General features: G+C 74.5%; 24 protein-coding genes. 9 read left to right on the top strand and 15 right to left on the bottom strand.

Annotated elements, in window-relative coordinates; all coding sequences use genetic code 11:
• Positions 1–19 precede the first annotated feature (19 nt).
• Positions 20–325 carry a 4a-hydroxytetrahydrobiopterin dehydratase gene (locus tag IO20_RS0117620; RefSeq protein WP_030551317.1) on the bottom strand — a complete coding sequence of 102 codons (306 nt, stop codon included), beginning with the start codon at positions 323–325 and terminating at the stop codon, positions 20–22.
• 87 nt (positions 326–412) lie between these two features.
• Here IO20_RS0117620 and IO20_RS0117615 point away from each other — a divergent pair, with 87 nt between their 5' ends.
• Positions 413–1,225, top strand: a complete 813-nt coding sequence (locus IO20_RS0117615) for a helix-turn-helix domain-containing protein (protein ID WP_030551316.1) — start codon at positions 413–415, stop codon at positions 1,223–1,225.
• Between the two features lie 31 nt (positions 1,226–1,256).
• On the opposite strand, the gene IO20_RS0117610 is transcribed toward IO20_RS0117615, so the two are convergent.
• Positions 1,257–1,973, bottom strand: coding sequence for a type III effector protein (locus IO20_RS0117610; RefSeq protein ID WP_342668767.1), 717 nt, complete (start codon positions 1,971–1,973; stop codon positions 1,257–1,259).
• Positions 1,974–2,074: 101 nt separating this feature from the next.
• Here IO20_RS0117610 and IO20_RS0117605 point away from each other — a divergent pair, with 101 nt between their 5' ends.
• Genes IO20_RS0117605 through IO20_RS0117595 form a run of 3 tightly spaced genes read left to right on the top strand, consistent with a single transcriptional unit; the run spans position 2,075 to position 3,436 of the window.
• Positions 2,075–2,509, top strand: a complete 435-nt coding sequence (locus IO20_RS0117605) for an Hsp20/alpha crystallin family protein (protein ID WP_030551312.1) — start codon at positions 2,075–2,077, stop codon at positions 2,507–2,509.
• The gene (locus IO20_RS0117600; RefSeq protein ID WP_157850790.1) at positions 2,502–3,044 is read left to right on the top strand and encodes an STAS domain-containing protein; all 543 of its coding nucleotides are present in this window, start codon (positions 2,502–2,504) and stop codon (positions 3,042–3,044) included. Before IO20_RS0117605 ends, IO20_RS0117600 begins: the two co-directional genes overlap by 8 nt.
• Positions 3,041–3,436 carry a DUF2267 domain-containing protein gene (locus IO20_RS0117595; RefSeq protein ID WP_030551308.1) on the top strand — a complete coding sequence of 132 codons (396 nt, stop codon included), beginning with the start codon at positions 3,041–3,043 and terminating at the stop codon, positions 3,434–3,436. Before IO20_RS0117600 ends, IO20_RS0117595 begins: the two co-directional genes overlap by 4 nt.
• Positions 3,437–3,491: 55 nt before the next feature.
• Here the strand turns inward: IO20_RS0117595 and IO20_RS0117590 are convergent, their stop codons facing one another.
• The 5 genes from IO20_RS0117590 to IO20_RS0117570 all read right to left on the bottom strand — a co-directional run bounded on the left by IO20_RS0117590 (position 3,492) and on the right by IO20_RS0117570 (position 7,011).
• Positions 3,492–3,920 (bottom strand): hypothetical protein, encoded by a 429-nt coding sequence (locus IO20_RS0117590; RefSeq protein WP_030551307.1) that lies wholly within the window; start codon positions 3,918–3,920, stop codon positions 3,492–3,494.
• 147 nt (positions 3,921–4,067) lie between these two features.
• Positions 4,068–4,232: a hypothetical protein gene (locus tag IO20_RS40345; RefSeq protein ID WP_157850789.1), complete on the bottom strand. Its 165-nt coding sequence runs from the start codon at positions 4,230–4,232 to the stop codon at positions 4,068–4,070.
• Between the two features lie 55 nt (positions 4,233–4,287).
• On the bottom strand, positions 4,288–4,671 hold the full coding sequence (locus IO20_RS0117580) for a hypothetical protein (protein ID WP_030551305.1): 384 nt from the start codon (positions 4,669–4,671) through the stop codon (positions 4,288–4,290).
• A 143-nt stretch (positions 4,672–4,814) separates the two neighbouring features.
• Positions 4,815–6,086 (bottom strand): serine hydrolase domain-containing protein, encoded by a 1,272-nt coding sequence (locus IO20_RS0117575; protein ID WP_078946039.1) that lies wholly within the window; start codon positions 6,084–6,086, stop codon positions 4,815–4,817.
• Positions 6,087–6,114: 28 nt separating this feature from the next.
• A complete protein-coding gene (locus tag IO20_RS0117570; RefSeq protein ID WP_030551301.1) occupies positions 6,115–7,011 on the bottom strand; it encodes an alpha/beta hydrolase in 897 nt (298 codons plus the stop codon).
• Between the two features lie 107 nt (positions 7,012–7,118).
• Here IO20_RS0117570 and IO20_RS0117565 point away from each other — a divergent pair, with 107 nt between their 5' ends.
• The gene (locus IO20_RS0117565; RefSeq protein WP_030551299.1) at positions 7,119–8,153 is read left to right on the top strand and encodes a helix-turn-helix domain-containing protein; all 1,035 of its coding nucleotides are present in this window, start codon (positions 7,119–7,121) and stop codon (positions 8,151–8,153) included.
• Between the two features lie 49 nt (positions 8,154–8,202).
• Here IO20_RS0117565 and IO20_RS0117560 read toward each other — a convergent pair whose 3' ends face one another.
• From IO20_RS0117560 to IO20_RS0117550, 3 genes are all read right to left on the bottom strand, one after another.
• Positions 8,203–9,618: an amino acid permease gene (locus IO20_RS0117560; RefSeq protein WP_051874525.1), complete on the bottom strand. Its 1,416-nt coding sequence runs from the start codon at positions 9,616–9,618 to the stop codon at positions 8,203–8,205.
• A 66-nt stretch (positions 9,619–9,684) separates the two neighbouring features.
• Positions 9,685–11,799, bottom strand: coding sequence for a phage holin family protein (locus IO20_RS0117555; RefSeq protein ID WP_211270391.1), 2,115 nt, complete (start codon positions 11,797–11,799; stop codon positions 9,685–9,687).
• A gap of 288 nt (positions 11,800–12,087) precedes the next feature.
• The gene (locus IO20_RS0117550) at positions 12,088–12,492 is read right to left on the bottom strand and encodes a recombinase family protein (RefSeq protein WP_030551295.1); all 405 of its coding nucleotides are present in this window, start codon (positions 12,490–12,492) and stop codon (positions 12,088–12,090) included.
• A gap of 135 nt (positions 12,493–12,627) precedes the next feature.
• Between IO20_RS0117550 and IO20_RS0117545 the strand changes: the two genes are divergently transcribed.
• Together IO20_RS0117545 and IO20_RS0117540 are read left to right on the top strand one after the other, a co-directional pair.
• Complete coding sequence (locus IO20_RS0117545) at positions 12,628–13,407, top strand: MBL fold metallo-hydrolase (RefSeq protein WP_030551293.1); 780 nt, start codon at positions 12,628–12,630, stop codon at positions 13,405–13,407.
• Positions 13,408–13,504: 97 nt separating this feature from the next.
• Positions 13,505–14,194, top strand: a complete 690-nt coding sequence (locus tag IO20_RS0117540) for a DedA family protein (RefSeq protein ID WP_051874524.1) — start codon at positions 13,505–13,507, stop codon at positions 14,192–14,194.
• On the opposite strand, the gene IO20_RS0117535 is transcribed toward IO20_RS0117540, so the two are convergent.
• From IO20_RS0117535 to IO20_RS0117525, 3 genes are all read right to left on the bottom strand, one after another.
• On the bottom strand, positions 14,174–15,229 hold the full coding sequence (locus IO20_RS0117535; RefSeq protein ID WP_030551289.1) for an MBL fold metallo-hydrolase: 1,056 nt from the start codon (positions 15,227–15,229) through the stop codon (positions 14,174–14,176). The genes IO20_RS0117540 and IO20_RS0117535 overlap by 21 nt on opposite strands.
• Positions 15,230–15,344: 115 nt before the next feature.
• Positions 15,345–16,577: an aminotransferase class I/II-fold pyridoxal phosphate-dependent enzyme gene (locus tag IO20_RS0117530; RefSeq protein ID WP_030551287.1), complete on the bottom strand. Its 1,233-nt coding sequence runs from the start codon at positions 16,575–16,577 to the stop codon at positions 15,345–15,347.
• 152 nt (positions 16,578–16,729) lie between these two features.
• Positions 16,730–17,944 carry a sulfite oxidase gene (locus tag IO20_RS0117525; protein ID WP_030551285.1) on the bottom strand — a complete coding sequence of 405 codons (1,215 nt, stop codon included), beginning with the start codon at positions 17,942–17,944 and terminating at the stop codon, positions 16,730–16,732.
• Between the two features lie 164 nt (positions 17,945–18,108).
• Between IO20_RS0117525 and IO20_RS0117520 the strand changes: the two genes are divergently transcribed.
• Positions 18,109–18,627 (top strand): GNAT family N-acetyltransferase, encoded by a 519-nt coding sequence (locus IO20_RS0117520; protein WP_030551283.1) that lies wholly within the window; start codon positions 18,109–18,111, stop codon positions 18,625–18,627.
• A 90-nt stretch (positions 18,628–18,717) separates the two neighbouring features.
• Positions 18,718–19,563, top strand: coding sequence for a methyltransferase domain-containing protein (locus tag IO20_RS0117515; protein ID WP_030551281.1), 846 nt, complete (start codon positions 18,718–18,720; stop codon positions 19,561–19,563).
• A gap of 16 nt (positions 19,564–19,579) precedes the next feature.
• Here IO20_RS0117515 and IO20_RS0117510 read toward each other — a convergent pair whose 3' ends face one another.
• Together IO20_RS0117510 and IO20_RS0117505 are read right to left on the bottom strand one after the other, a co-directional pair.
• Positions 19,580–19,837 (bottom strand): hypothetical protein, encoded by a 258-nt coding sequence (locus IO20_RS0117510; protein WP_245684971.1) that lies wholly within the window; start codon positions 19,835–19,837, stop codon positions 19,580–19,582.
• A gap of 46 nt (positions 19,838–19,883) precedes the next feature.
• Positions 19,884–21,836: a DUF5107 domain-containing protein gene (locus IO20_RS0117505; RefSeq protein WP_030551277.1), complete on the bottom strand. Its 1,953-nt coding sequence runs from the start codon at positions 21,834–21,836 to the stop codon at positions 19,884–19,886.
• Between the last annotated feature and the right edge of the window lie 178 nt (positions 21,837–22,014).

The raw sequence follows: 22,014 nt of genomic DNA, 5'->3' as shown, positions 1-22,014 counted from the left end.
GTACGGGGCCCGCTGAGGGTCAGTTGGCGCCGTGGCCGGGGGCGATCCCCTCGACGCGTTCGGCGAGTTCGAAGTCCTTCTCGGTGAGGGCGCCGCCCGCGGAGTGGGTGTTCACGGAGAGGGAGACCGTGTTGTAGCCGAGGGTCAGGTCCGAGTGGTGGTCCAGCTCCTGCTGGATCTGGGCCACGTGGACGACGAGGGCGGTCGCCGCGAAGTGGTCGCCGAGCCGGTAGACGCGGGTGAGGCGGTCGTCCTCGACGGACCAGCCGGGGAGTTCCCGCAGCCGGTCCTCGATCTCCTTCTGCGACAGGGGTTGTGTGGGCACGGGGTGCTCCCTCGGGTCGGGTTGCGCGGTGGCGTTCGGGGTCCCCGGGAAAGCTACCCGGGTGCCCCTCTGGGATACCGTCTGGCCATGACGACTGTCGTGAGCGACACGGGGGTGGGGTCGCTGCTGCGCGGATGGCGCGAGCAGCGGAGGCTGAGCCAGTTGGAGCTGGCGCTGCGCGCGGATTCGTCGGCGCGGCACATCTCCTTCGTGGAGACGGGCCGTTCCCGGCCGAGCGAGGAGATGGTCCTGCGGCTCGCCGAGCACCTGGAGGTGCCGGTGCGGGAGCGGAACGCGCTGCTGCTCGCCGCGGGATACGCCCCCCGGTACACGGAATCGCCGCTCGACGCGCCGCGCCTCGACACCCTGCGCTGGGGCATCCAGCAGCTCCTCGACGGCTACGAGCCGTACCCGGCCCTGGTGGTGGACGGCACGTACACGGTGGTGGCGGCCAACCGGGGCATCGGGCTGCTTCTCGACGGGCTGCCGGAGCACCTCCTGACGCCGCCGATGAACGCGATGCGGATCACCCTGCACCCGGAGGGTCTGGCGCCCCGGATCCGGAACCTGCGGGAGTGGCGGGGCCACCTGCTCGCCCAGATGGACCGTCAGATCGCGCTGGCCCGTTCGGAGTCGCTGCGCGCGCTGTACGACGAGGTGGCGGCCTATCCGCTGCCGGCCGAGGTCGGTCCGGAGGACCGGCCGGACGCCGAGCCGTACCCGTACTTCGCGCTGCCGCTCCGTATCGAGCACGACGGGCAGGTGCTGTCGTTCGTGTCGTCGATCTCGACGTTCAACACGCCGATGGACGTGACCGTGGCCGAGCTGGCCATCGAGACGTTCCTCCCGGCGGACCCGGCGACGGTCGCGTATCTGCGGTCCCTGCCGACGGAGCCCTAGGACTCAGGGGCGTCCGTCCGTTCCCCTGGTGTCATCGCAGGTTGCGGCGGTGGTGGTCGCTGGCGCGCCGGAGTCGTTCGGTGTGGTCGGCCAGGGCCTGGGTCTGGGCGGCCAGCTCGGGGTAACGCGCCTTCAGGTGGGGCGTGGTGTCGATGAGGGGGGCGAGGAGGCGCGCGGCGTCGTCGTCGGCGAGCGCCCGGACCAGAACGCCGAGCGCGGTGCGGGCGGGGCCGGGAAGGTCGTCGAGGGAGCCGATCCGGCCTGCGAGGCGGCGCAGCTCCGAGGCGTTGACGCGGGCCCATCGGCTGATCGCCCGTTCGGCGGCGCGGCGGTCGCGCTCGGTCTTGACGCGCTGGTCGCCGGTGGCGCCGGGGTCGGCGTCCGCGGGGCGCAGCCGCAGGTAGCGGCGTTCGGCGGCCTGGCGGCTGGCGACGCCGAGCGGGGAGGCGAGGTCGGCCCAGCTGGCGCCGGCGTCGCGGGCGCCCTCGATGAGGCCGTGCTCCCAGCCGTCGAGGCGCGCGCGAAGTTCGCGCAGCAACGGCAGAGCGGCGAGGGCGAGGTCGGGGCCGGGAGTCGCGGCGGTGCCGGAGGGCTCGTCCCGGGCCGCCCGGGCCGATCGCAGGGCGTGGTCGATCGCGCGCAGGGCGCTCTCGGCGGCGAGGAACGACTCGCGGTCCACTTCGGACGCGTCGTGCGGAGCGGGGCCGCCGTTCAGGTCCATGCGCGCCTCTCCCGTTTGCGTCACCATTTCGATGACTTCCTGGTTGTCATCGTTCCTATGACATGTTACAACGGAGACAGGTGAAGCGCACAAAGCAGCACATGCCGAACCGACTGGAGGTGTCCGTGATGTTGATGCGCACCGACCCCTTCCGCGAGCTGGACCGGCTCACCCAGCAGCTGCTCGGGACGAACGGCACGTGGTCGCGCCCCTCGGCGATGCCGCTCGACGCCTACCGAGAGGGCGACGAGTACGTGGTGGCCCTGGACATCCCCGGTGTCACCCCGGAGGCCATCGACGTCGACGTGGAGCGCAACATGCTCACCGTGCGGGCCGAACGACGGCCTGCCGTGAACAACGACGACGTGCAGATGGAGCTGTCCGAGCGTCCGCTGGGCGCCTTCTCCCGACAGGTCATGCTGGCCGACACCCTGGACACTGATCACATCAGGGCCGACTACGAGGCCGGCGTACTGACCCTCCGCATCCCGATCGCTGAGCGCGCCAAGCCCCACAAGATCGAGATCGGGGGCGGCGCCACGCACAGGGAGATCCGTGCCTGACGTCTCGGCGGGCACCCTGCTGCCCGTGCCCCCGTGGTCCGCCCCGCCGGCGGGCCCCGGGGGCCGGGCCGCGAGCCGGACCACTGGAGGGAGGCTGGACATCATGGGCACCTTCGACACCACCGGTGCCACCGGCGCCACCGACGCGTCCGGAACCACCGCCGCCTCTGGAACGACCACCGCCTCCGGAACCACCGCCGAAGGCCGCACCGTGATCACGGCCCGCGGTGAACTCGACATCGACACGGGCCCCGCCCTGCGTGACGAGATCTCGGAGGCCCTCGAACACCACCACGGAGTGGTGGTCGACCTGTCCCGCGTGGAGTTCATGGACTGCGCGGGCCTGGGTGCCCTCATCGCGGCCCTCCGCGAGGCCGAGCGCCACGGCCACGCCCTCACCCTGCGCTCCCCGAACCGCCAGGTGTCCAGGCTCCTCCGCCTGACCGGCGTCCATGAACGGCTGCCGGTCGAACCCTCGTCCCGGAGCGGGACGTCCACCGCCGACCGGCGGACCGGAGGGAGGAACCGGCGATGACGCTCCGACAGGAACCGTTTCTGGAACACGTCCGGGAACGCGGCAGGTATCCCGGCTCGCGCGAGGCCGACCGGGCGGCCCGCGTCGTGCTCGCCCTTCTCGGCGCCCACCTGATCGGCTCGGAGCGGGCCGAGCTGGCCGCCCGTCTCCCCGAGACCTACGCGCTGATCCTGCTCAATCCCCTGCAGTCCGCCGAGCCCCTGAGTCCCGAGCGGTTCGTCCGCGCCACCGCGGCCTGGATCGACGGGGCCACGGAGACCACCGCCACCTGGGACGTCAGCGCCGTCCTCAGCACCGTGGCCGACGCCGCGGGCGAGGACCTGATGAAGCGCGTCCTGTTCCAGCTCCCCGCCGGCTACGACCTGCTGTTCGGCCGGCCCGGCGAGGGCTGACGGACACGGCCCGCGTCCCGGGCCGTCGGCGCGCGACGGACGGCGACCGTCGGCGTCAGGAGGACTGCCTGGCGGCGACGGCCCGCAGCGCGGTCCACTGGAGGACGGCGAACCCGGCCACGGTGACCGCCTGCATCGGCGTCCACACCAGGCCCGCGGTGGTCGGCTCCAGCCAGGCGACGAGGGCGACCACGCTCAGGACGGCCCAGAGGACGTTGAGGTCGACGACGAGCTTCACGGCGAGCGCCGGGGGCTGCGGGCGGCTCGCGAGCCAGCCGACCCCGGCGGCGAACAGCGTGAGGAAGAGCCCGAGTTCGAACAGCAGCCTCGCGTCGATCCCGAGGAGGTCCCCGAGCGGCCCGGAGGCGGCGGCGTAGGCGACGCCATTGGCGCCGGTGACGACGGCGTCGAGGGCGAGGAACCGGCGGACGGCGGACTGGGGCCGGGTGGTGCGGGCGAGACCGGTGAGCAGGGCCTGGGACATGACGGATCACCCTCCATGGGGGACGTTCGGGCGGTGTGGGCCCGGAGCCCGAGCGGAGTGCGCCGCCCGGGTTCCGGTGCTCATGAGCATGCCGCGAGGCCCTGAGGGGGTCGATTACCCGCGAGGTAATGCGGGGGCTCGCAGTGGTCAGCGGACGGGGCCGTCCCGGTGCGCGGGCGGCTCCGGCGCCGGGGCCGGGGCCGGATGATCGGGGATCTCGGCGGCGGGTTCGGGCGCCCGGTCGGTGCGTCGGGCGCGGGAGGCCTCGGCGCGCAGCAGGGCCTGGAGGACGGCGAACGGGTCTGCGGGCATGACGCGACTCCTCGTGGTGGGGGTGATGTCGGAAACCGCTGGGAGGCAGGGCCTCTCAGCAGCGCATCACCACGCACCGGAGCGCGTCGCCGCGCGGGGCCGCGACGGGGGCGGGGATCAGGATCCGCACGAGCCTGCGGATGGCGTACGGCCGGCGCCGGGGCGGTACGGGGCGCAGCCGCGTCCGGCGCCGGCGGGAGCGGCCTGGGAGTCCGGCCTCGGCGCCGGCGGGATCGTGGATCTCACCGCTCGGGTCGGACGCCGGGGCGGCGGCGGGCCGGAGTTCGGCTCCCCCGGTGAGGGTGGCCGCGGCGCCGGTGCCGAGCAGTGCGGCGAGGACGAGGAGGAGCACGATCCAGCGCCGTGGGCCCCGGTCCGGGCGCACCGGGCCGCCCGCCGGGACGGCGGGCGGTTCGGGCGGCTCGGGTACGGGGCTCACGAAGATCCGTACTGCCCCGCGTGGCCGCGGGGGCGGCGCCCCGGACCGCAGATCCGCCCGAGCGGCCTACGGCCGAAGCCCGTGATTCACCACCCCGGCGGTCAGGGTGGGCCCGAGCCGATCCGACCAGGACACGACCAGGCTTAGGGGAGCCGGGCGGCGGTCTCGGTCCTGGTGCCTCCCTCCCCGCACATCGCCTGCCGGTACAGCGTCGCCAGCGCGTGGTCGATGGGGTGGGGCTGCGGCCTCCCCGAGGCGTCCGGCCTGTTCCACCTCTGGAGGTTGACGGCGACGGACATCTGGCGCTTGCCGTCGGCCCGCGTCATGGAGATCGTCCCGGCTCCCCACACCGTGCCGTCGTGTCCCCAGAACGTGCCGCAGCTCGTGGTGACCCTGTGCAGGCCGAGTCCGTACTCGATCATCGTTCCGTCCAGGGCGCGGACCGGGATCGTGCGCTGCATCTGTGCCAGCGACGACCGGCTGACGATCCTGCCGTCGAGCAGCCGGGCGTAGAAGCGGTTGAGGTCCTCCATGGTCGACACGAGCGCCGCTCCCGTCCCCGTCCAGGACATGTCGTAGACGCTGTAGTCGCGCGGCGGGTCGATCAGGCCGTAGAAGGCCTCGTACATCCGCGCGTGCGGTCCCTTGACGCGCGGTCCGGTGGGAAAGCCGGTGTGCCGGAGCCCGGCGGGCTCGATGACGTTCCGGGTGATGTACTCCTCGGCCGGGGTACCGGTCACCTGCTCCAGGAGTTGGCCGAGGAGAAGGTAGTTGGTGTTGGAGTACACCCCTGGGGTGGCTCCGGGCTCGCCGGCGGGAGGGGCCGCGAGCCCCATCTCGATCAGCTTTGACGGGTGGAACCGCCGGAACCGGTTGTCGTCCAGGCTTTCGGTCGACACGTCCGGCAGGGAGGGGAACGCCCGGAGGGACGGGAACGCGTAGGGGATGTAGTCGGGAATGCCGCTGGTGTTGTCGAGCAGCATCCGGACGGTGATCTTCCTGCCGCGCTCCCCCGGCACCAGCCGCGGCAGATAGTCGCCGATCGGCGCGTCGAGCCGGATCCTGCCCTGCTCGACCTGCTGCATGACGGCGGTGGCGGTGAAGGTCTTGGTGATGCTGCCGACGCGCTGGCGCATCTCGGGTGTGACGGGGCGGCCGGTCCTGAGATCGGCGACGCCGGAGGCGCCGCGCCAGGTCCGGCCGTTGTCGCGTACCTCGGCGTACACCCCCGGTATCCCGGCGCGGTGGACCCCGTCCAGGGCGGATTGCAGCTCCGCCGGGTCGAGGCCGGTCGACTGGCTCGCGCCACCGGCCGGCACGACCGTCGTCCCGGTGGTCGGGGGCGCGGCGGCCGCCGTGCCGGCGCACACGCTCAGCGCGGCCGCGCCCGCGCACCACATCAGTCGGATCCTCATGGCGTCCGTCCTTTCCTGATCGACGCGTTCACGCGGCCAGAGCGCGGCGCAGAGCGGCGCCGAGTTCGAGGTTCTGCCGTTGCGACACGGCGGCGGAGAGGATCGCCTGCGATCCGTGGAAGGTGCCGGGCCACTGGTGGAGCTCGACCGACACGCCCGCCCGCAGCAGGCGCAGCGCGTACTCGACGCCCTCGTCGCGGTTGGGGTCGAACTCCGCGGTGGAGATGTAGGCCGGTGGCAGGCCGGACAGGTCGGCGGCGCGGGACGGGGCCGCGTACGGGGAGGCGGGGGTGGAGCCCAGGTAGTGCCGCCACGACGCGGCGATCTGATCGCGGGTCATCCAGGGCGTGTCGGTGAAGTTCCGCGCCGACCAGGTCTGCTGGCGGTCGTCCAGGCCCGGCTGGTTGAGGAGTTGGAAGCGGATCGCCGGTCCCCGCTCGTCACGGGTCCGCAGGGCCACCGAGGCCGCGATGTTCGCTCCGGCGCTGTGACCGCCGACGGCGATCCGTTCCGGGTCCGTGCCGAGTTCGGCGGCGTGCTCGGCCGCCCAGGTCAGTACGGCGTAGGCGTCGTTCAGGGCGGCCGGGAAGGGGTGTTCGGGCGCCAGGCGGTAGCCGACCGAGATCACCACCGCCCCGGAGAAGTCCGCGATCCGGGCGGCCCACGGGTGCTCGGTGTCCAGGTCGCCGAAGACCCCGCCGCCGCCGTGCAGCCAGACCACGGCCCCCTGGGCCTGGTGCGGGCGGTAGATCCGTACCGCCACGTCCGGATCGGCGGGGACCGTGCGGTCCTCGATCTCCATGGCCGACGTGTCCGGTTCCGGTGCGGCGGCGGCCCGTTCGGCGAAGTTCCTGCGCGCCGTGACGGGGTCGTTCATGTCGGCCTGGGGCAGGAACGGGATGAATGCTTCGAGTTCGGGGTCCATGACGGCCATCCTCACGGCCGCCGCCCCGGGGGTCATCCGCCGTCCGTCGCGCATCCCGCTCCGATCGCGCACCACTCGGCGCGCTCCCGCCCTTCTATCCTGCTGCCATGGAGGCACTGGCGGTACGGCTGTCGGGACTGGATCCGCACCTGGACGGCGCGATGCGCATCGTCGGGTTCTACGACACGCTGATGCGCCGTCGGGTGGATCTCCCGGCGCTCGCCCGGGCCTCGGCGGGTCTGGCCGAGTGCGTGGCGGGATTGCGGTTGCACGGTACGGGGCGGGTGATCCGGGTCGGGCCCGACGGCGGACCGGCGTCCGGTCCGCCGGCGTCCGCGTCCACGGCGGCGCCGGTCACGCTCGACGGGGAGGAGATCGGCACGGTGTGGCTGGAACGCCCCGGCTCGCCGAACGCACTCGACGACGTGCTCCTCGACCGGCTCGCCATCGCCGCCGCGGCCGTCGCCGAGCGGCACGGTCCGGCCCTCACCACCATGGCCGACCCCGCTCTCGTCGAGCTGGCGATCAGCTCCGACGGCGACGAGGCGGCCAGAGCCCGGGCGCTACGGCTGCTGGGCTTCTCCGCCGACCTGCCGGTCCGTGTCGTCGCCGTACGCTCGCGGCTTCCGCTCGACGAGGTCGGGGGTCTGGTCTGCCGGGCCCGGCCGGTCAAGGCGGCGGCGCTCGCCGACGTGGGCGTCATCCTGGCGACCGCCGTCGACCCGGCGGGGTTTCCGCCGGCCGTGCGCGCGGGCATCGGCGCCGCCGGCAGCCCCGACTCCTCCTGGCGGCAGGCCCGCACGGCGCTCCGCTTCACCGGCCCGCGCGAACCCGTCGTCCGTTACGAGGAGCTGGGCGCGCTGGCGCTCCTGGCCGATGTGCCACCGGAGGTCGCGCGGGGCAACGCCGACGTGGTCGCGGTCGCCCGCGTGGCCGGCAGTCCGGAGGATCTGAGGACGCTGGACGCGTACTGCGTCACCGGTTCCCTGCGGCACGCGGCGGATCTGCTCCACCTGCACCACAGCAGCGTCGCCCGCCGCATCGAGCAGATCGCGAGGACCCTGGGCATCGAACTCACCCGGCCCGCCGGACTGACCCGAGCCAGGCTCGCCCTCACCGCCTGGCGGCTGCTCGACGACTGAGCGGGATCCGCCTCCGGCCTCGTCGGCCGCGCGTGGCCTTCGGCGGCCGTCACTCCCCCGCGGCTCCTTCCACCGCTCCGGCTCCGGTACCGATGGTGGCAGAGGTGCGCTGCCTGCGGGCCGCCATCCAGGCGTAGACGAGCACTCCGGCGAAGAGGAACAGGACGCCCTGGTAGACGGCCGCGTAGCCGGAACCCGCGACCAGCCAGAGGGAGAAGCCGAAGGCGGCGAGGGTGAGGACGGTGTCGCGGACGAGGCGGGGGCGGTGGACCCGGTCGGCCTGTCCGGAGAGCAGGAAGTAGAGCTGGGCGGCGGAGGACAGCAGGTAGGGGACGGTCGCGGTGAAGGTGGTGACGAGGACGAGGGTCTCGAAGACGCCCTCGGTGCCGGCCGTGTAGTTGTAGACGGTGAGCAGGGAGGCGAGGGCGACGGTCACGAGGACGCCGGCCGTGGGGACGCCGCGCCGCTTGCGGGCGAAGACCTTCGGGAAGAGGCCGTCCCGGGCCGCGGCGTACGGGGTCTGGGCGCTGAGGAGGGTCCAGCCGTTGAGGGCGCCGACCATGGAGACGAGGGCCATGCAGGCGACGGCGGTGCCGCCCCAGGAGCCGCCGAACATGAGGTTGACGGAGTCCGTGAAGGGGGCGCTGGAGGCGACGAGCCGCTCGTGCGGGACGGTGCCGAAGACGGACACGGTGGTGAGCAGGTAGAGGAACGCGGCACCGAGGGTGCCGAGGACGGTGGCGCGGCCGACGTTGCGGCGCGGGTCGCGGACCTCGCCGGCGCTGACGGCGGCCGATTCGACGCCGAGGTAGCTGAAGAGCAGGATCGCGGCGGAGGCGGAGACGGCGCCGAGGGCGCTCTCGTCACCGGCCCGGAAGGGGCCGAGGTTGGCGCTGTCGAAGAAGAAGAGTCCGCCGACGGCGACGAGCAGCAGCGGCAGGAACTTGAGCACGGTGGCCACGAGCTGGACCACGCCCGCGCAGCGGGTTCCGGCGAGGTTGGCGAGGGCCGGCAGCCACTGGAGGAGGAGCGCGGCGGCGATGGTGGCGGCCAGGGAGCCGTGGACGGGGATGAGGACGTCGAGGTAGCCGACGGCGGCGACGGCGAGGGCCGCGTTGGAGACCCAGGTGGTGATCCAGTACGACCAGGCCGTCAGGAATCCGGCGAAGTCGCCGAAGGCCTCGCGGGCGTAGACGTAGGGCCCGCCGGTCGTGGGGTGGCGGTGGGCGAGGCGGCCGAAGACGAGGGCGAGGGCGATCGCGCCGAGGGTGAGGACGCCGAAGGCGACCAGGCTGATGGTGCCGAAGGGTGCGACGGAGGCGGGCAGGAGGAAGATTCCGCCGCCGATGATGTTGCCCATGACCAGGGCGGTCGCGATGGGGAGCCCGAAGCGGCGGGAGTGCCGTTCGGCCGGCGGGGTGTCGGTCCGGGGTCCGCGCTGTGGAGTTGTGGTGGCCGTGCTCATGGGGTGGTGCGCCTTCCGTCGTACAAATCCGGACCATCGTCCGGTAACGACGAACAGGCGTCCAAATCAGAGGTTTTTGTCCTGTACGACAGGGTGATCAACCGGAAGAAGTGATTCCGATTCGTCCATGGGCAGGGAAATCTCCAGCGACGACGGCTCCGACGGCTCCGACAGCGATGACAGCGGCACCTGTGGACCCGAACACTCCCGCAGCCAGCGCCGCAGCACCCGGTGCACCCGCTCCGCGCCGACCAGCTCCTCCCCCTCGCCGACCGGCGGCGACAGCTCGGGCGGCGACAGGAGGAAGGGGCGCGACTGTTCGCCGCCGAGACCCCCGTGCGAACCGATCTGCTCCTCGAAGGCGTGCACGGTGCCCGTCGCCGGGTCGTACATCGAGTTGACCATGATGTCCGCCACGTGCGGGAAACCGTCCGTACGCCGTACCGCCTCCGCCGCGCCCGGCCCGAACACCGCCAGCGGTCCCCCGTCGTCCAGCTCCGCGACGGGCACCTCCGCCCCTCCCCCGGCGAGCACCACCGAGCCGTGCTCGGCGCTCGCCACCAGCACGAAGCCGACGCCCGGATGGTTCGCGAGGGTACGGAGCAGCGCCGGGTGCCGCCGGTCGATCTCCTCCCGGGTCATCCGGTGCGGCACGTCGGGGAAGGAGACGAGACCGAGGTTCCCCGACGCCAGGACGACCGGCTCGGACGGCCGGGCGGGCAGCTCCTTCGCCGTCTCGCCGGTCTCGTCCACCGGCCGGTGCAGGGCGAGCCGCAGCGCGTCCCTGGCCGCGTCCCGCGCCTCCGAACCGCTCCGGGTGCGCCGTACGCGACGCGGCACCGGAAGCCCGCACCCGGCCCTGACGAGGTCCTTCAGCGTCAGCCCGTACGCCCCTTCGAAGGTCTCGCCGGGGCTCTGCCCGTGGTCGGAGAGCAGCACGATCCGGTACGGACGCGGGGCGTGCTCGGCGACGGTGGCGATGAGCGCGATCGAACGGTCGAGGCGCCGCAGGACCTGGTCGGTGTCCCGGCCGTGCGGACCCGAGTGGTGCGCCACCTCGTCGTAGGCGACGAGGTCGGCGTAGACGGCGGTCCGCCCGGCGAGCATGTCGCCCATCACGGCGGAGACCACCACGTCCCGCTCCACGACCGTCGCGAAGGCGCGGACGAAGGGGTACGTGCCGCCGCGCGAGACCCTCGGGGTCTGGCGGCGCAGCAGCGCCCGGGTCGACTGCCCCACCTCTCGGAGGCACTCGGCGGCGAGCGACCCCGCGGTACGGACGGCGTTCGCGGGGTCGGAGAAGTACGCGAAGTAGCCGGCCCGTGAGCGGTTGCGCGGGCCGCGCCGGGCGGCCACCGACAGGACGAGGGCGACCTGGTCGGCGCCGCCGCTGAAGAGGTTGCCCCGGGACGCGCCGTCGACGGTCAGGAGTCCGCCGTCCCCGGTGCGGCGCACGGCCCGGCGCTGGAGTTCCACGGCGCTCGCCGGACGGTTCGACACCATGAGCCGGCCGGTGTCCTTCTCGTACCAGCGGAAGGCGGGCACGTCCTCGTTGGAACCGTGCAGGATGCCGAGCTGGCTCGCGCCGGTCTGGCTCGACCAGTCGGTGCGCCAGGGGGTGAGCCGGTGGCCGGTGTCCAGCCAGCCCGCGACGGTCGGCATGAGGCCGTCGGCGACGGCGCCGCGCAGCACGTGGTGACCGACGCCGTCCAGCTGGAGGAAGACCGTGCCGGGGGCCTGCTCGGGTGCGTCCTCCGGCCGGCGCGGCCGGGTGCGGCCGGTGAGACGGTAGAGGCGGCGCCGGTAGGCGTCGTCGTCGCGGACGGCGAGGGCGGTGGAGGTGGCGGAGGCGACGGCGGACATGACGGCGGCGACCACGACGGCCGTCTCGGGGTCGGCGACGCCACGCCCGTCGGGGATCAGCCAGAGCGCGACGAGCAGCAGCGAACCGTTGAGGAAGAACACCAGCAGGCCGAGGACGAGGGCCGGCACGAGCAGCAGGGCCCGCACGATCAGCGGCCACACGAGTGCGCCGAGCAGACCGAAGGCGCCGGCCGCGGCGGCGGCGGTGAGCGCGGTCCTGGTGAAGGTGTCGCCGTCGGCGGACTGGAGCTGGAAGTCCGGGAGCAGTCCGGCGAGGACCAGCAGGGTCAGCGTGGACACCGCCCAGACCACGGCCATCCGCCCCGCCGCACGGCCCGCGGACCGCCAGCGGTCGGCGCCACCCCATCGCCTGTCACCCACGCCCGCTTCGCCTTTCGCCCGTTTCCTGCCCCAAGCGTGTCACAACGCCCACGATCGGCGCGGGAAACGGGTGACGACGGGTGACGGGAAGGAGCCCGGATGTGTCAGGTCGGACGCCGGGCGTGCGCCGGAGCTCGTGTCGGCTCGGGTGCGGCGAGAGCGCCGGAGCTCGTGTCAGCTCGGGTACGGGGAGTGCACCGCGACGCGTCTCAGGTCGGGGGCGGGTCAGCAGCCGTCGTAGCCGGCCGTCGGCATCGAGAGCCGCCGGTGCACCCCCGCCTTGGCCGCCGCGTCGTACGCCGGCTCCTCGGGGCCGACGGTCTCGAGGCGTACCCCGCGCCGCGCGCACTCGGCGCGGAAGCCGGGCACGGACGTCAACGCGCGCGCGAGGACGCGCTCGTTGGCCGCGACGAAGAGGTCGACCACCCCCTCCTCCACGTCCGCCCACAGCGCCGCGTGGTCGGGCCGGATTCCGTAGAAGAGCAGCTGGCGGGCGACCACGTACCCCCGGTCGTCCGCCCAGCGGGCGCACCGCGCGTGCTGCTCGCGCGTGTCTACGAGGAAGGGGTCGCTGTCCAGCTCTTCGAGCGGGGTGAGGCTGGCGATCGCCGCCACCCGAACGTCGTCCATGGCCAGACCCTACTGCGGGACGGGACGGCCGAACATCCTCCGGCGGCCGCTCCGGACATTTACCCTCGTCAAGGAGATAGGGAACGGCCACGGACATCTGACCGGCGGCCGTGACCCCCGAGAACGGAAGGCGGCATGCCGGTGGAGGTCACCTGGTGGGGCCACGCGACCTGCACGGTCGAGGACTCCGGGGTCCGCTTCCTCACCGATCCGCTGTTCACGCGGCGGCTCGCGCATCTGCGACGCCGACGCGGAGCCCTGCCGCCGTCCGAGGCCGCGCTCGCCGAGGCCGTCCTCGTCTCGCACCTGCACGCCGACCACCTGCACCTGCCCTCGCTCGCCCGGCTCGCGCCCGGGACGCTGGTCGTCGTGCCGCGCGGCGCCCCCGACGCCGTACCGGGGCTGCGCAGGCTCGCGGGGAACGGGGTGCGGCTGACCGAGGTGGGTCCTGGCGACACGGTGACGGTGGAGGGTGTCACGGTGAGGGCCGTCCCGGCGCTCCACGACGGACGGCGGCTGCCGGTCGGACCGCACCGCGCCCCCGCGCTCGGGTACGTCGTGGAGGGCGAGGCGCGGACGTACTTCGCCGGGGACACCGGTCTGTTCGACGGGATGGCGGAGGCGGTGGGGCCGGTGGACGTGGCGCTGCTGCCGGTCGGCGGCTGGGGCCCGTACCTCGGGCACGGTCACCTCGACGCGGGCCGCGCGGCGGAGGCGCTCGCCGCGCTGTCACCCGCGACGGCGGTCCCGGTCCACTTCGGTACGTACTGGCCCATCGGGCTCGACGGGGTCCGGCCGCACGAGTTCCACGCACCAGGCGACGAGTTCGTACGGCACGCGGCTCGGCTGGCGCCGAAGGTGGCGGTCCATCTCCTCGGCCACGGCGAACGGGTACGGCCGGAGGTGGCCCGATGACGCGGGCGCGAACGACGGCGGGGCGGACGGGGACGACGGCGGGGCGGACGGGAGCGACGGGACGGGCGGGAACGACGGGGCGGACGGGGGCCGCCCGGTGATCGACGGGCTCGTCCGGCTCGCGGAGGCGGTGCGGGAGCTGCCACCGGAGTCGACCCAGCAGGCGGTCGGCTACCCGTCGCTGTTCCTGCTCGTGGCGCTCGGCGCGCTGGTGCCGGTCGTGCCCACGGGCGCGATCGTCAGCTCGGCGGCGGTGGTCGCCTTCCACCAGAGCTCGCCGACGGCGCTGCTCTTCGTCTTCCTCGTGGCGGCGTTCGCCGCGTGCCTCGGCGACGCGGCCCTCTACTGGCTCGGGCAGCGCGGGGTCCGTTCACGCAACGGATCGCGGTGGCTCGCCTCGCTGCGTGGGCGGGTGACCCCGGACCGGCTTGCCGACGCCCAGGCACGGCTCGACACCCATCAGGTGTCGGTCCTGGTGCTGTCCCGGCTCGTGCCGGCGGGGCGGATCCCGGTGATGCTGGCGTGTCTGCTCGCCCAGATGCCGCTGCGGCGCTTCGTCCGGGGCGACATCCCGGCCTGTCTGGCGTGGGCGGCGACGTACCAGCTGATCGGCGTCCTGGGCGGTTCGCTCTTCCCGGAGCCCTGGCAGGGCGTGGTCGCGGCGGTGGGCCTGACGGTGCTGCTCAGCGCGGTCCCCGCGCTGTGGCGGCGGGTCAGGGGACGCCGGGAGCCCGGCCCGCGACGAAAGGCGGGCCCCGAGGTGCCTTCAGGGCACGAGCACCCGTGAGCCGCCGACCGGCAGGTCCCACAGGTCCTCGCGGCGCAGCCCGGCCCGCTCCCAGGCGGTCCTGACCCGGCTGAGGGGTTCGAGCACGGGCTCGGAGGACAGGACGAAGGTGGCCCAGTGCATCGGTGCCATCCGCCGCGCCCCGAGGTCCTGGTGGGCGCGGACCGCCTCTTCCGGGTCGGTGTGGACGTCGCTGAGCCACCAGCGGGGGTCGTAGGCCCCGATGGGGAGCAGCGCCAGGTCGATGCCGGGGTACCGGCGGCCGATCTCGGCGAACCAGTGGCCGTAGCCGGTGTCCCCCGCGAAGTGGACCCGGCGCCCCGAGCGGTCCGTGAGCACCCAGCCGCCCCACAGGGAACGGCAGGTGTCCAGGAGGGTGCGCTTGGACCAGTGGTGGGCGGGGACGAAGTCGAAGCGCACGCCGTCGAGTTCGGCGGCCTCCCACCAGTCCAGTTCGGTCACCCGGCTGAACCGGCGGCGGGTGAACCACCGGCCGAGGCCGGCCGGGACGAACACCGGGGTGTGCCGGGGCAGCCGTTTCAGGGTGGGGGCGTCGAGGTGGTCGAAGTGGTTGTGGCTGATGACGACGGCGTCGACGTCCGGCAGGTCCTCCCAGCGGACCCCGACGGGAGTGAGCCGGGCGGGGGTGCCGAGGATGCGGCGGGACCAGACCGGGTCGGTGAGGACGGTGAGTCCGCCCATCCGCAGTACCCAACTGGCGTGTCCCGCCCAGGTGACGGCGAGGGTGTCGGGTCCCGCGGCGGGCAGCGGGCCCGGCTCGAAGGGCAGCTGGGGGACGTCGCGGAGCCCCTCGGGGCGGGGGCGTACGGCTCCCTCGCGGGCGAGGCGGGCCAGGGCCCGCAGGCCGGGGAGGGGGGCGGTGAGCCGGTCGGCGAAGGTGCGGGGCCAGTCCGCGCGCAGCCGCCCGACGGGCTGGAGGACGGGGGTGGGGACGGGGGCGGTCGCGGAGACGGCCTCGGGAGCGGTGGCGGAGGCGCGTGCGGCGCGCGCGCTGTGTGCCGTCCGTTCGGTCATCTGCGGGCTCCGTTCTGCGCGGCTCGTGGGCGTGGACGTGTGTGGGGGTGCCCTTGGCGGCGGCGGTACGGCGCACCGCGAGTCGGGCGGCGGCGGAGACGGTCCGGAGGCGGTGTCATCGGAGTTCCTCCAGAGCCCCTCCGAAATCCTCCAGCGCCCGCGCCACGTGCGGTAGTTCCACCGGATCGCGCGCCCGGAGCGCCTCGTCCCGCTCCTCCTCGGTGACTCCAAGGAACATGCCGGTGCCGAACCGGACGCGCAGCGCGCCGAGTTCGTCGCCGAAACGGTGGCCGCCGGCTGCCGGGGCGCCGAGCCGCGCGGTGAGATGGCTCTCCAGCTCCAGGGAGTCGGTGACGCCCCGGGCGGCGAGGCCCGCCCGCAGCGGCCCGAGGTCGGCGTAGAGGTGGCGGCCCGCCTGCGGTGGCCGGGCGAGGAGCCCGGCGGCGAGGGCGGTGCGGTGCGCGGCCCCCGCGAGGCGGCCGTGGACGGTGGCCGCGCGCCTGGCCCGTACGGTCACGTCCTCGGGTTCGTCGAGGGCGTGCGCGGCGGCGGGGGCGACGGGTCCCGGGACGACGGCCCCGAGGGCGGTGAGCACGTCGAGGACGCGGGCCCTGCGGTCGGTCCAGCGGTCTGCGCGGGAGGGGTCGGTGGGCGGGAACCGGGCGACGGCGCAGGGCCAGGCGGCCGGGGTGAGGGCGCCGCCGAGGTCGCTGACGACGGTCACGTCGTCGGGGCACATCTCGGCGGGGCTGAGGAGCACGGTGTCGTGGGGGTGGTGGAGGGTGTCGCGCCAGGTCTCGTCGCTGATGACGTGCAGGCCTTCGGCGACGGCGGCCTCGCAGGCCTCGCGGACGAGTTCGGGCGGGGCGACGGTGGCGGTGGGGTCGTCGGCGACGGAGAGCAGCAGGAGGCGGGGGGTGCCGCCCTCGGCTCGGACCCGCCGGACCGTCTCCAGGAGGGCGTACGGGTCGGGGACGCCGCCGCACTCCGCGGGGGTCGGCACGTGGTAGGCGGGGCGGCCGAGGAGGCGGGCCTGCGGGGTCCACCAGGCGGGGCAGGGCCGGGGCAGCAGCAGGTCGCCGCCGTGGGCGGCGATCAGGGCGAGCAGCAGGGCGGGGGCGCCGGGGGCGGCGACGACGTCCTCGGGGTGGGTGCGCAGGCCGCGGCGCCACCAGTAGCCGGAGGCGGCCTCGCGCAGGACGGGGCCGCCGCCGGGCGGCTCGGGGGTGGTCCGTCCGGCCGCGGCCGCGAGGAGTCCGGCGAGTCCCGGCAGGACGGGCAGGCCGGTGTCGGGGAGGGGAGGGCCGTAGCGCACCGGGCCGCGGCCTTCCGGAGCCGTCTGCCGCATGTCCCGAACCTCCTGAGCGCACGGGGCGCCGGCACGGCACTCCCGTGCCCTTTATACGAAGGTTCGGGCGTTTCCGCCGCTCCAGGCGTCGCTTCGGGCGACGGGCGGGACACCGGGCGGAAGGCCGCCCTGTCGCCGGAGGGCTGAGCGGGTCAGACCACGGTGACGGAGTGGCGGACGACCGCGTCGAAGAGGTAGCCCTGGGTGTTGTGGACGGACCGCTCGGGCTGGGTGTTGCCGGCGGCGTCGGTGGTACGGGAGAGCAGGGTGACCGGCCCGGTGTGGCGCGGGCGCCATGGCACGCTCCAGCGGACCCAGCCGTCGCGCCGGGGCTCGTCGAGGAGCCGGGCCGGGCGCCAGTGGGCGCCGCCGTCGGTGGACACCTCCACCGTGCGCACCGGTGCGAGGGCGGACCAGGCGCGGCCGGTGAGCCGGTGGAGGCGGCCGGCCTCCATGGTGGCGCCGAAGGGCAGCTGGTAGCCGGACTTGAGGGTCTGGCGGCTGATCGGGGCGCTGCCGCCGTCGGGGTGGGCGGCGCCGAAGAGCCGGTACCAGTCGGTGGACCAGGGCGAGCTGAGCGGCCGGGTGGAGACCTCGATGTCGCCGAGCCACTTGATCGAGGCGATGCCGACCCAGGAGGGCACGACGAGCCGGACCGGATGGCCGTGGTCGTACGGGAGGGGCTCGCCGTTCATCTCGTACGCGAGGATGACGTCGTCCAGCGCCTTGGCGACCGGCAGCGGGCGGCGCACCCGGCCGAAGTCGACGCCGCCGGAGACGTACGGGTCGTCGAGGCCGCGTGGCTGGAGGTCGACGGCGTCCTGGGCGATCCCGGCCCGTCGCAGGACGTCGGAGAGGCGTGCGCCGCGCCAGCGGGCGGCTCCTACGGCGCCCAGGGTCCACGCGGTGCCCGTGACGGGTTCGCCCTGCTGGCTCGCGTAGAGGCTGCGGCCGTTTCCGGCGCACTCCATCAGGGCCGTACGGGTGACGGAGGGCAGGTCGCGGAGCTGCCCGTAGGTGAAGTGGACGGGGCTGCGGCCGTGGAGTCCGTCGCCCCAGAGGGTCAGGCGCCAGTCGGCGGCGTCGAGGACGGGGGTGGAGGTGTGGTTGCGGACGAAGAAGCGGTCGGCGGGGGTGAGGAGGCCGGTGTCCGCGAAGCTGTCGAACCGCGCCTCGGCGTTGGTGCCCCGGACGGTGAAGTGCTCGGCCGGGAGGGCCTTGACGATGCCAGGTGCGGCGAGGGAGCCGGTGCCGGCGGGCGCGGCGTACGCGGGTGCGGTGGAGGCGACCCCGAGCGCGGTGGCCGTGGGGCCCGCCGCGAGCAGCTTGAGCAGGGTGCGGCGGTCGGGCGCGGGCGGGTTCGGCACGGGACTCCTCGACAGGTGGGAGGCGGACCACCGGGCGGCGGCGCGCCCACCCTAGGGCCGTGGACGCGGTCCGGGCGGACTGTTCACGGTGCTGTCACAGAAGGGTTCGTCAGGTCCGCCGGAATGGTGAGGCGCAGGCGGCGTCCTGCCGTCGACAATGCGGCATGTCGATACGTGAAGCACGTCCCGAGGACGCGGCGGCCGTCGCCGGCGTGCACGTCCTGTCCTGGCGGGCCGCCTACCGCGACCTGCTCCCCGCCCCCTACCTGGCCGCTCTGGACGTGGCGGAGCGCACCGCCGCGTGGCGCACCCGCCTGGTGGCCCCGGACCGGCCCACGGTCCTGGTGGCGACGGGTTCGGGTGGGGAGGTGCTCGCCTTCTCCTGCTTCCGGGCGTGGCAGGGCGAGGGCCTCGACCCCCGGACGACGGGCGAGCTGGCGGCGCTCTACGCCCTGCCGGAGGCGTGGGGCACGGGTGTCGGGCGGGCGCTGCTCTCGGCGTCCACGGAGGCGCTCGCGGCGGCCGGGTTCCGTACGGCGGCGCTGTGGGTGCTGGCGGGGAACGCGCGGGGGCGCCGGTTCTACGAGGCGGCGGGCTGGCGGCCGGACGGCGAGGTGGCACGGGAGGAGACGGGAGGCCGCGTGCTCGATGAACTCCGCTACCGGCGCGACCTGTTGACCTGAGCTCATGTCCACATGACGAGACGCGAGTCTCATGATGCGACATGCGTGCGTACGGTGGTGGCACGCACCCGCACCGAGGGAGTCGCTTCCATGACGCATGCCCCCGTCCCGTCCGCGCACGACGCGGCCCACGACACCGCCGTCTACACCCACGGCCACCACGAGTCGGTCCTGCGCTCGCACAGCTGGCGGACCGCCGCCAACTCGGCGGCCTATCTGCTGCCCGCGCTGCGCGCCGGTCTCGACGTCCTGGACGTGGGCTGCGGGCCCGGCACCATCACCGCCGATCTGGCGGCGCTGGTCGCGCCTGGCCGGGTGACCGGCGTGGACGCGGCCGAGGGCGTCCTCGCCAAGGCCCGCGCCGTGGCGGCCGAACGCGGTCTGGAGAACGTCGGGTTCGCCGTCGCCGACGTGCACGCCCTGGAGTTCCCCGACGACTCCTTCGACGTCGTCCACGCCCACCAGGTGCTCCAGCACGTCGGCGACCCGGTACGGGCGCTGCGCGAGATGCGGCGGGTGTGCCGCCCCGGCGGCGTCGTCGCGGCCCGCGACAGCGACTACGGGGCCTTCGCCTGGTTCCCCGAACGGCCCGCGCTCGACGGGTGGCTGGACCTGTACCACCGGGTGGCCCGCGCCAACGGCGGCGAACCGGACGCCGGACGACGCCTGTTCTCGTGGGCCCGGCGGGCCGGCTTCACCGACATCACGACGACTGCCGCCACCTGGTGCTTCGCCACCCCCGAGGAGCGGGCCTGGTGGAGCGGCCTGTGGGCGGACCGTACGACCGACTCCGGCTACGCCGACCTGGCCGTCTCCGGCGGCCACGCCACCGGCGCCGAACTGACGACGATCGCGGAGGCGTGGCGGGAGTGGGGCGGCCGGGAGGACGCCTGGTTCATGGTCCCGCACGGCGAGATCCTGTGCCGGGTGTCCTGACGGGCGGGACCGCGCCTCAGTAGAGGTCGTGGTGCACGCCGTCGCAGTCCGGGTCCTGACGAGGGCAGTTCGGATGGGGTGTGCGGTCCGGCTCCGGCGGCGGGGGCGGCCCCTGGAGGTCCGGGGCGGGCGGCGGCATCGCGAAGGCGTCGCAGAGGCAGGCGTCGCAGGCACCCGCGAACCGGGGCGCGCCGTGACGGAAACGCGGATGCCCGCACCGGCACTCCTGCGTCGCCCAGGCCCCCATCTCCGCCCCCGCCCCCTCATGGTCCACCGCCCTTTTCAGGGTAGCGACCCGACAGCCGCCCCCACCCCCGATCTCAGCTCGGGCGCATCCTGAACTCGTAGGCACAGGGCAGGGGTTCGTCGGTCAGACGGGCCCAGACCTCGCCGAGGATCTCGGCGCCCTCGCGCAGGTCGGCCACCTCGAACCCGGTGTCGAAGACGGAGCGGGCCTCGTCCTTCCTGCCCTCGGCGAGCAGCAGCCGCGCTTCGAGGAGCCGGAAGGCCCCGGTCCGCAGGGCCCGCTCCGGCAGCCGTCCCCACAGGGCCCGGGCCTGGCCCGGCCGCCCGGCGGCCAACAGCGCCTCGACCGCCTCACGGCCGAGAGCGGCGGCACACCCGCCATGCGCCGGGTCCCCTGCCGCGTGGGCGGCGAAGGCCTCCGTGAACCGTTCGGCCGCCCGGTCAGGATGCCCGTCCTCCCGGTCCGCGACGGCCAGGCAGTACAGCAGGGGCCAGCGCACGTCCGCCTCCTTCAGACCGCGTTCCCAGCTCCGTACCGCCTGGGCCCGGTCACCGGCGTGCCACTGGGCGATGCCGAGGTGGTACTCGGTGGACGGATCGGCGGGGGCGGTCTCCAGCATGTCCCGCCAGGGCGCGGAGACCAGCGGCGCGCCCGGCGCGGCGCCCGGCGCCGAGGGTGGCAGGACGCCGGTGCGGAGCAGCTCCCGCCAGGGCTGCTGCGCGGGGCCGAGCGTCGACTCGGGGAACGGCGTGCCCGGCAACTCGTACCGGCCGCGCAGCACTTCCAGGGCTCCCCAGCCGGATCCCACCGCGAGGACCTCCTGCGGCGCCGCGTCGGCCGCACCCTCACGCCAGGCCGTGTACGCCGCGTCGACCGCGGGCCGAGGCAGGGCGTCGGCCAGGCTCCGTTCGGCGTCGGCGCGGGCGGCGGCCCAGTCCTCGCCGCGCACCGCGGCGGGATCGGCGGCGAGCGGCCCGTACGCCTCCAGCCAGCTGAACTCCGCGCCGCCCGCGAGTTCCAGGTGCTCCAGCTGGGTGCGGGCGAGCCCGGCCTGGATCTCGGCGTAGCCGGGGGTGCCCGGCTCCGTCAGCCACTCCTGCCAGCGCCGGCCGCCGCGCTCGGTGCCCCACAGGAAGAGCTTGCGGCCGCGCAGCGTGTCGGTGGACGTCTGGACGAGCCCGGCGCCCTCCCTGTCGAGGGCGGCGATCCAGGGGCGCTGCCCCGTGGGCAGGTCGTAGAACCAGTCGGCGGCGTGCGTGCCGTTCAGCGGGTACGAGCGGTCGGTGCCGTCCTCGGTCACGGGGACGGGCAGCCTGCGCAGGCCGCGCTCGTAGCCGTGGTGCCAGGCGGCGTCGGCGGGCGCGAGGATCCGGCGGTCCTCGGGGACCGCGGTGTTGGACCACCAGTAGACGGGGGCGGTGCGCTCGTGGGGGTTGCGGATGCGGACCCCGACGTACAGGAAGTCGGAGTCGTCCGGGAGCCACAGGTCGACCTGGAAGGGCAGGTCGCGCAGCCGTTCCCACTCCCAGAGGCGGAGCATCGGCCCGCCGTCGGGCGCGCGGACGACGGCGGCGTGGAGGGGCGAGCAGGACAGCGTGGAGTGGCCGGTGGCCCCGATGTTCCACTCGATGCCGCCGGAGAACCAGGCGCCGTTGAGCGCGAAGGCGGCGGGCTGGAACACCGGGTTGCGGTAGAGGAGTTCACGTCCGGTGGGCTTGTGGTGGAGGGAGTGGATCCGGCCGCCGAGCCCCGGCAGGACCGTCGCGCGGAGCCGGTCGTTCTCGATCAGGATCGTGTCGAGGTCCGCAGGGGTGCGCTCACGGCCGTAGCCGTCACGCACCGGGGCGGGCAGCAGGCTGCGCAGGGGCGCCCGCCCGATGCCGCGGGCCATGTCGCGCGGGAGTTCCGCGAGGGTCCGCGCGTCGACCGCGTGGGCCCCGGCGGGGGCCCGCAGTGCGGGAAGAGGGTTGTCCGGGCCCAACGGGGCGGCGGGCAGCGTCAGTACGGCACGTCGTACGGTCGTCATCGCCCCATCGAACACGCCGGAGGCCGTCCTGACCAGGGGCTCTCCGCGGCGAGCACGGGCCGGCGCGGCCCGGATATTCCCGGCGGCGGGGGCCGCGCGACCGTAGGGTGGACGGTCGGCGCGCCGCCCGGCGGCCGGGGATCAGTGGTGTGGGGAGTACGAGGAATGGGGACGCGGC

Source organism: Streptomyces exfoliatus (assembly GCF_000725545.1).
In the GTDB taxonomy this organism is placed as follows: Bacteria; Actinomycetota; Actinomycetes; order Streptomycetales; family Streptomycetaceae; genus Streptomyces; species Streptomyces exfoliatus.
This window is presented reverse-complemented; position numbering and strand designations above follow the sequence as displayed.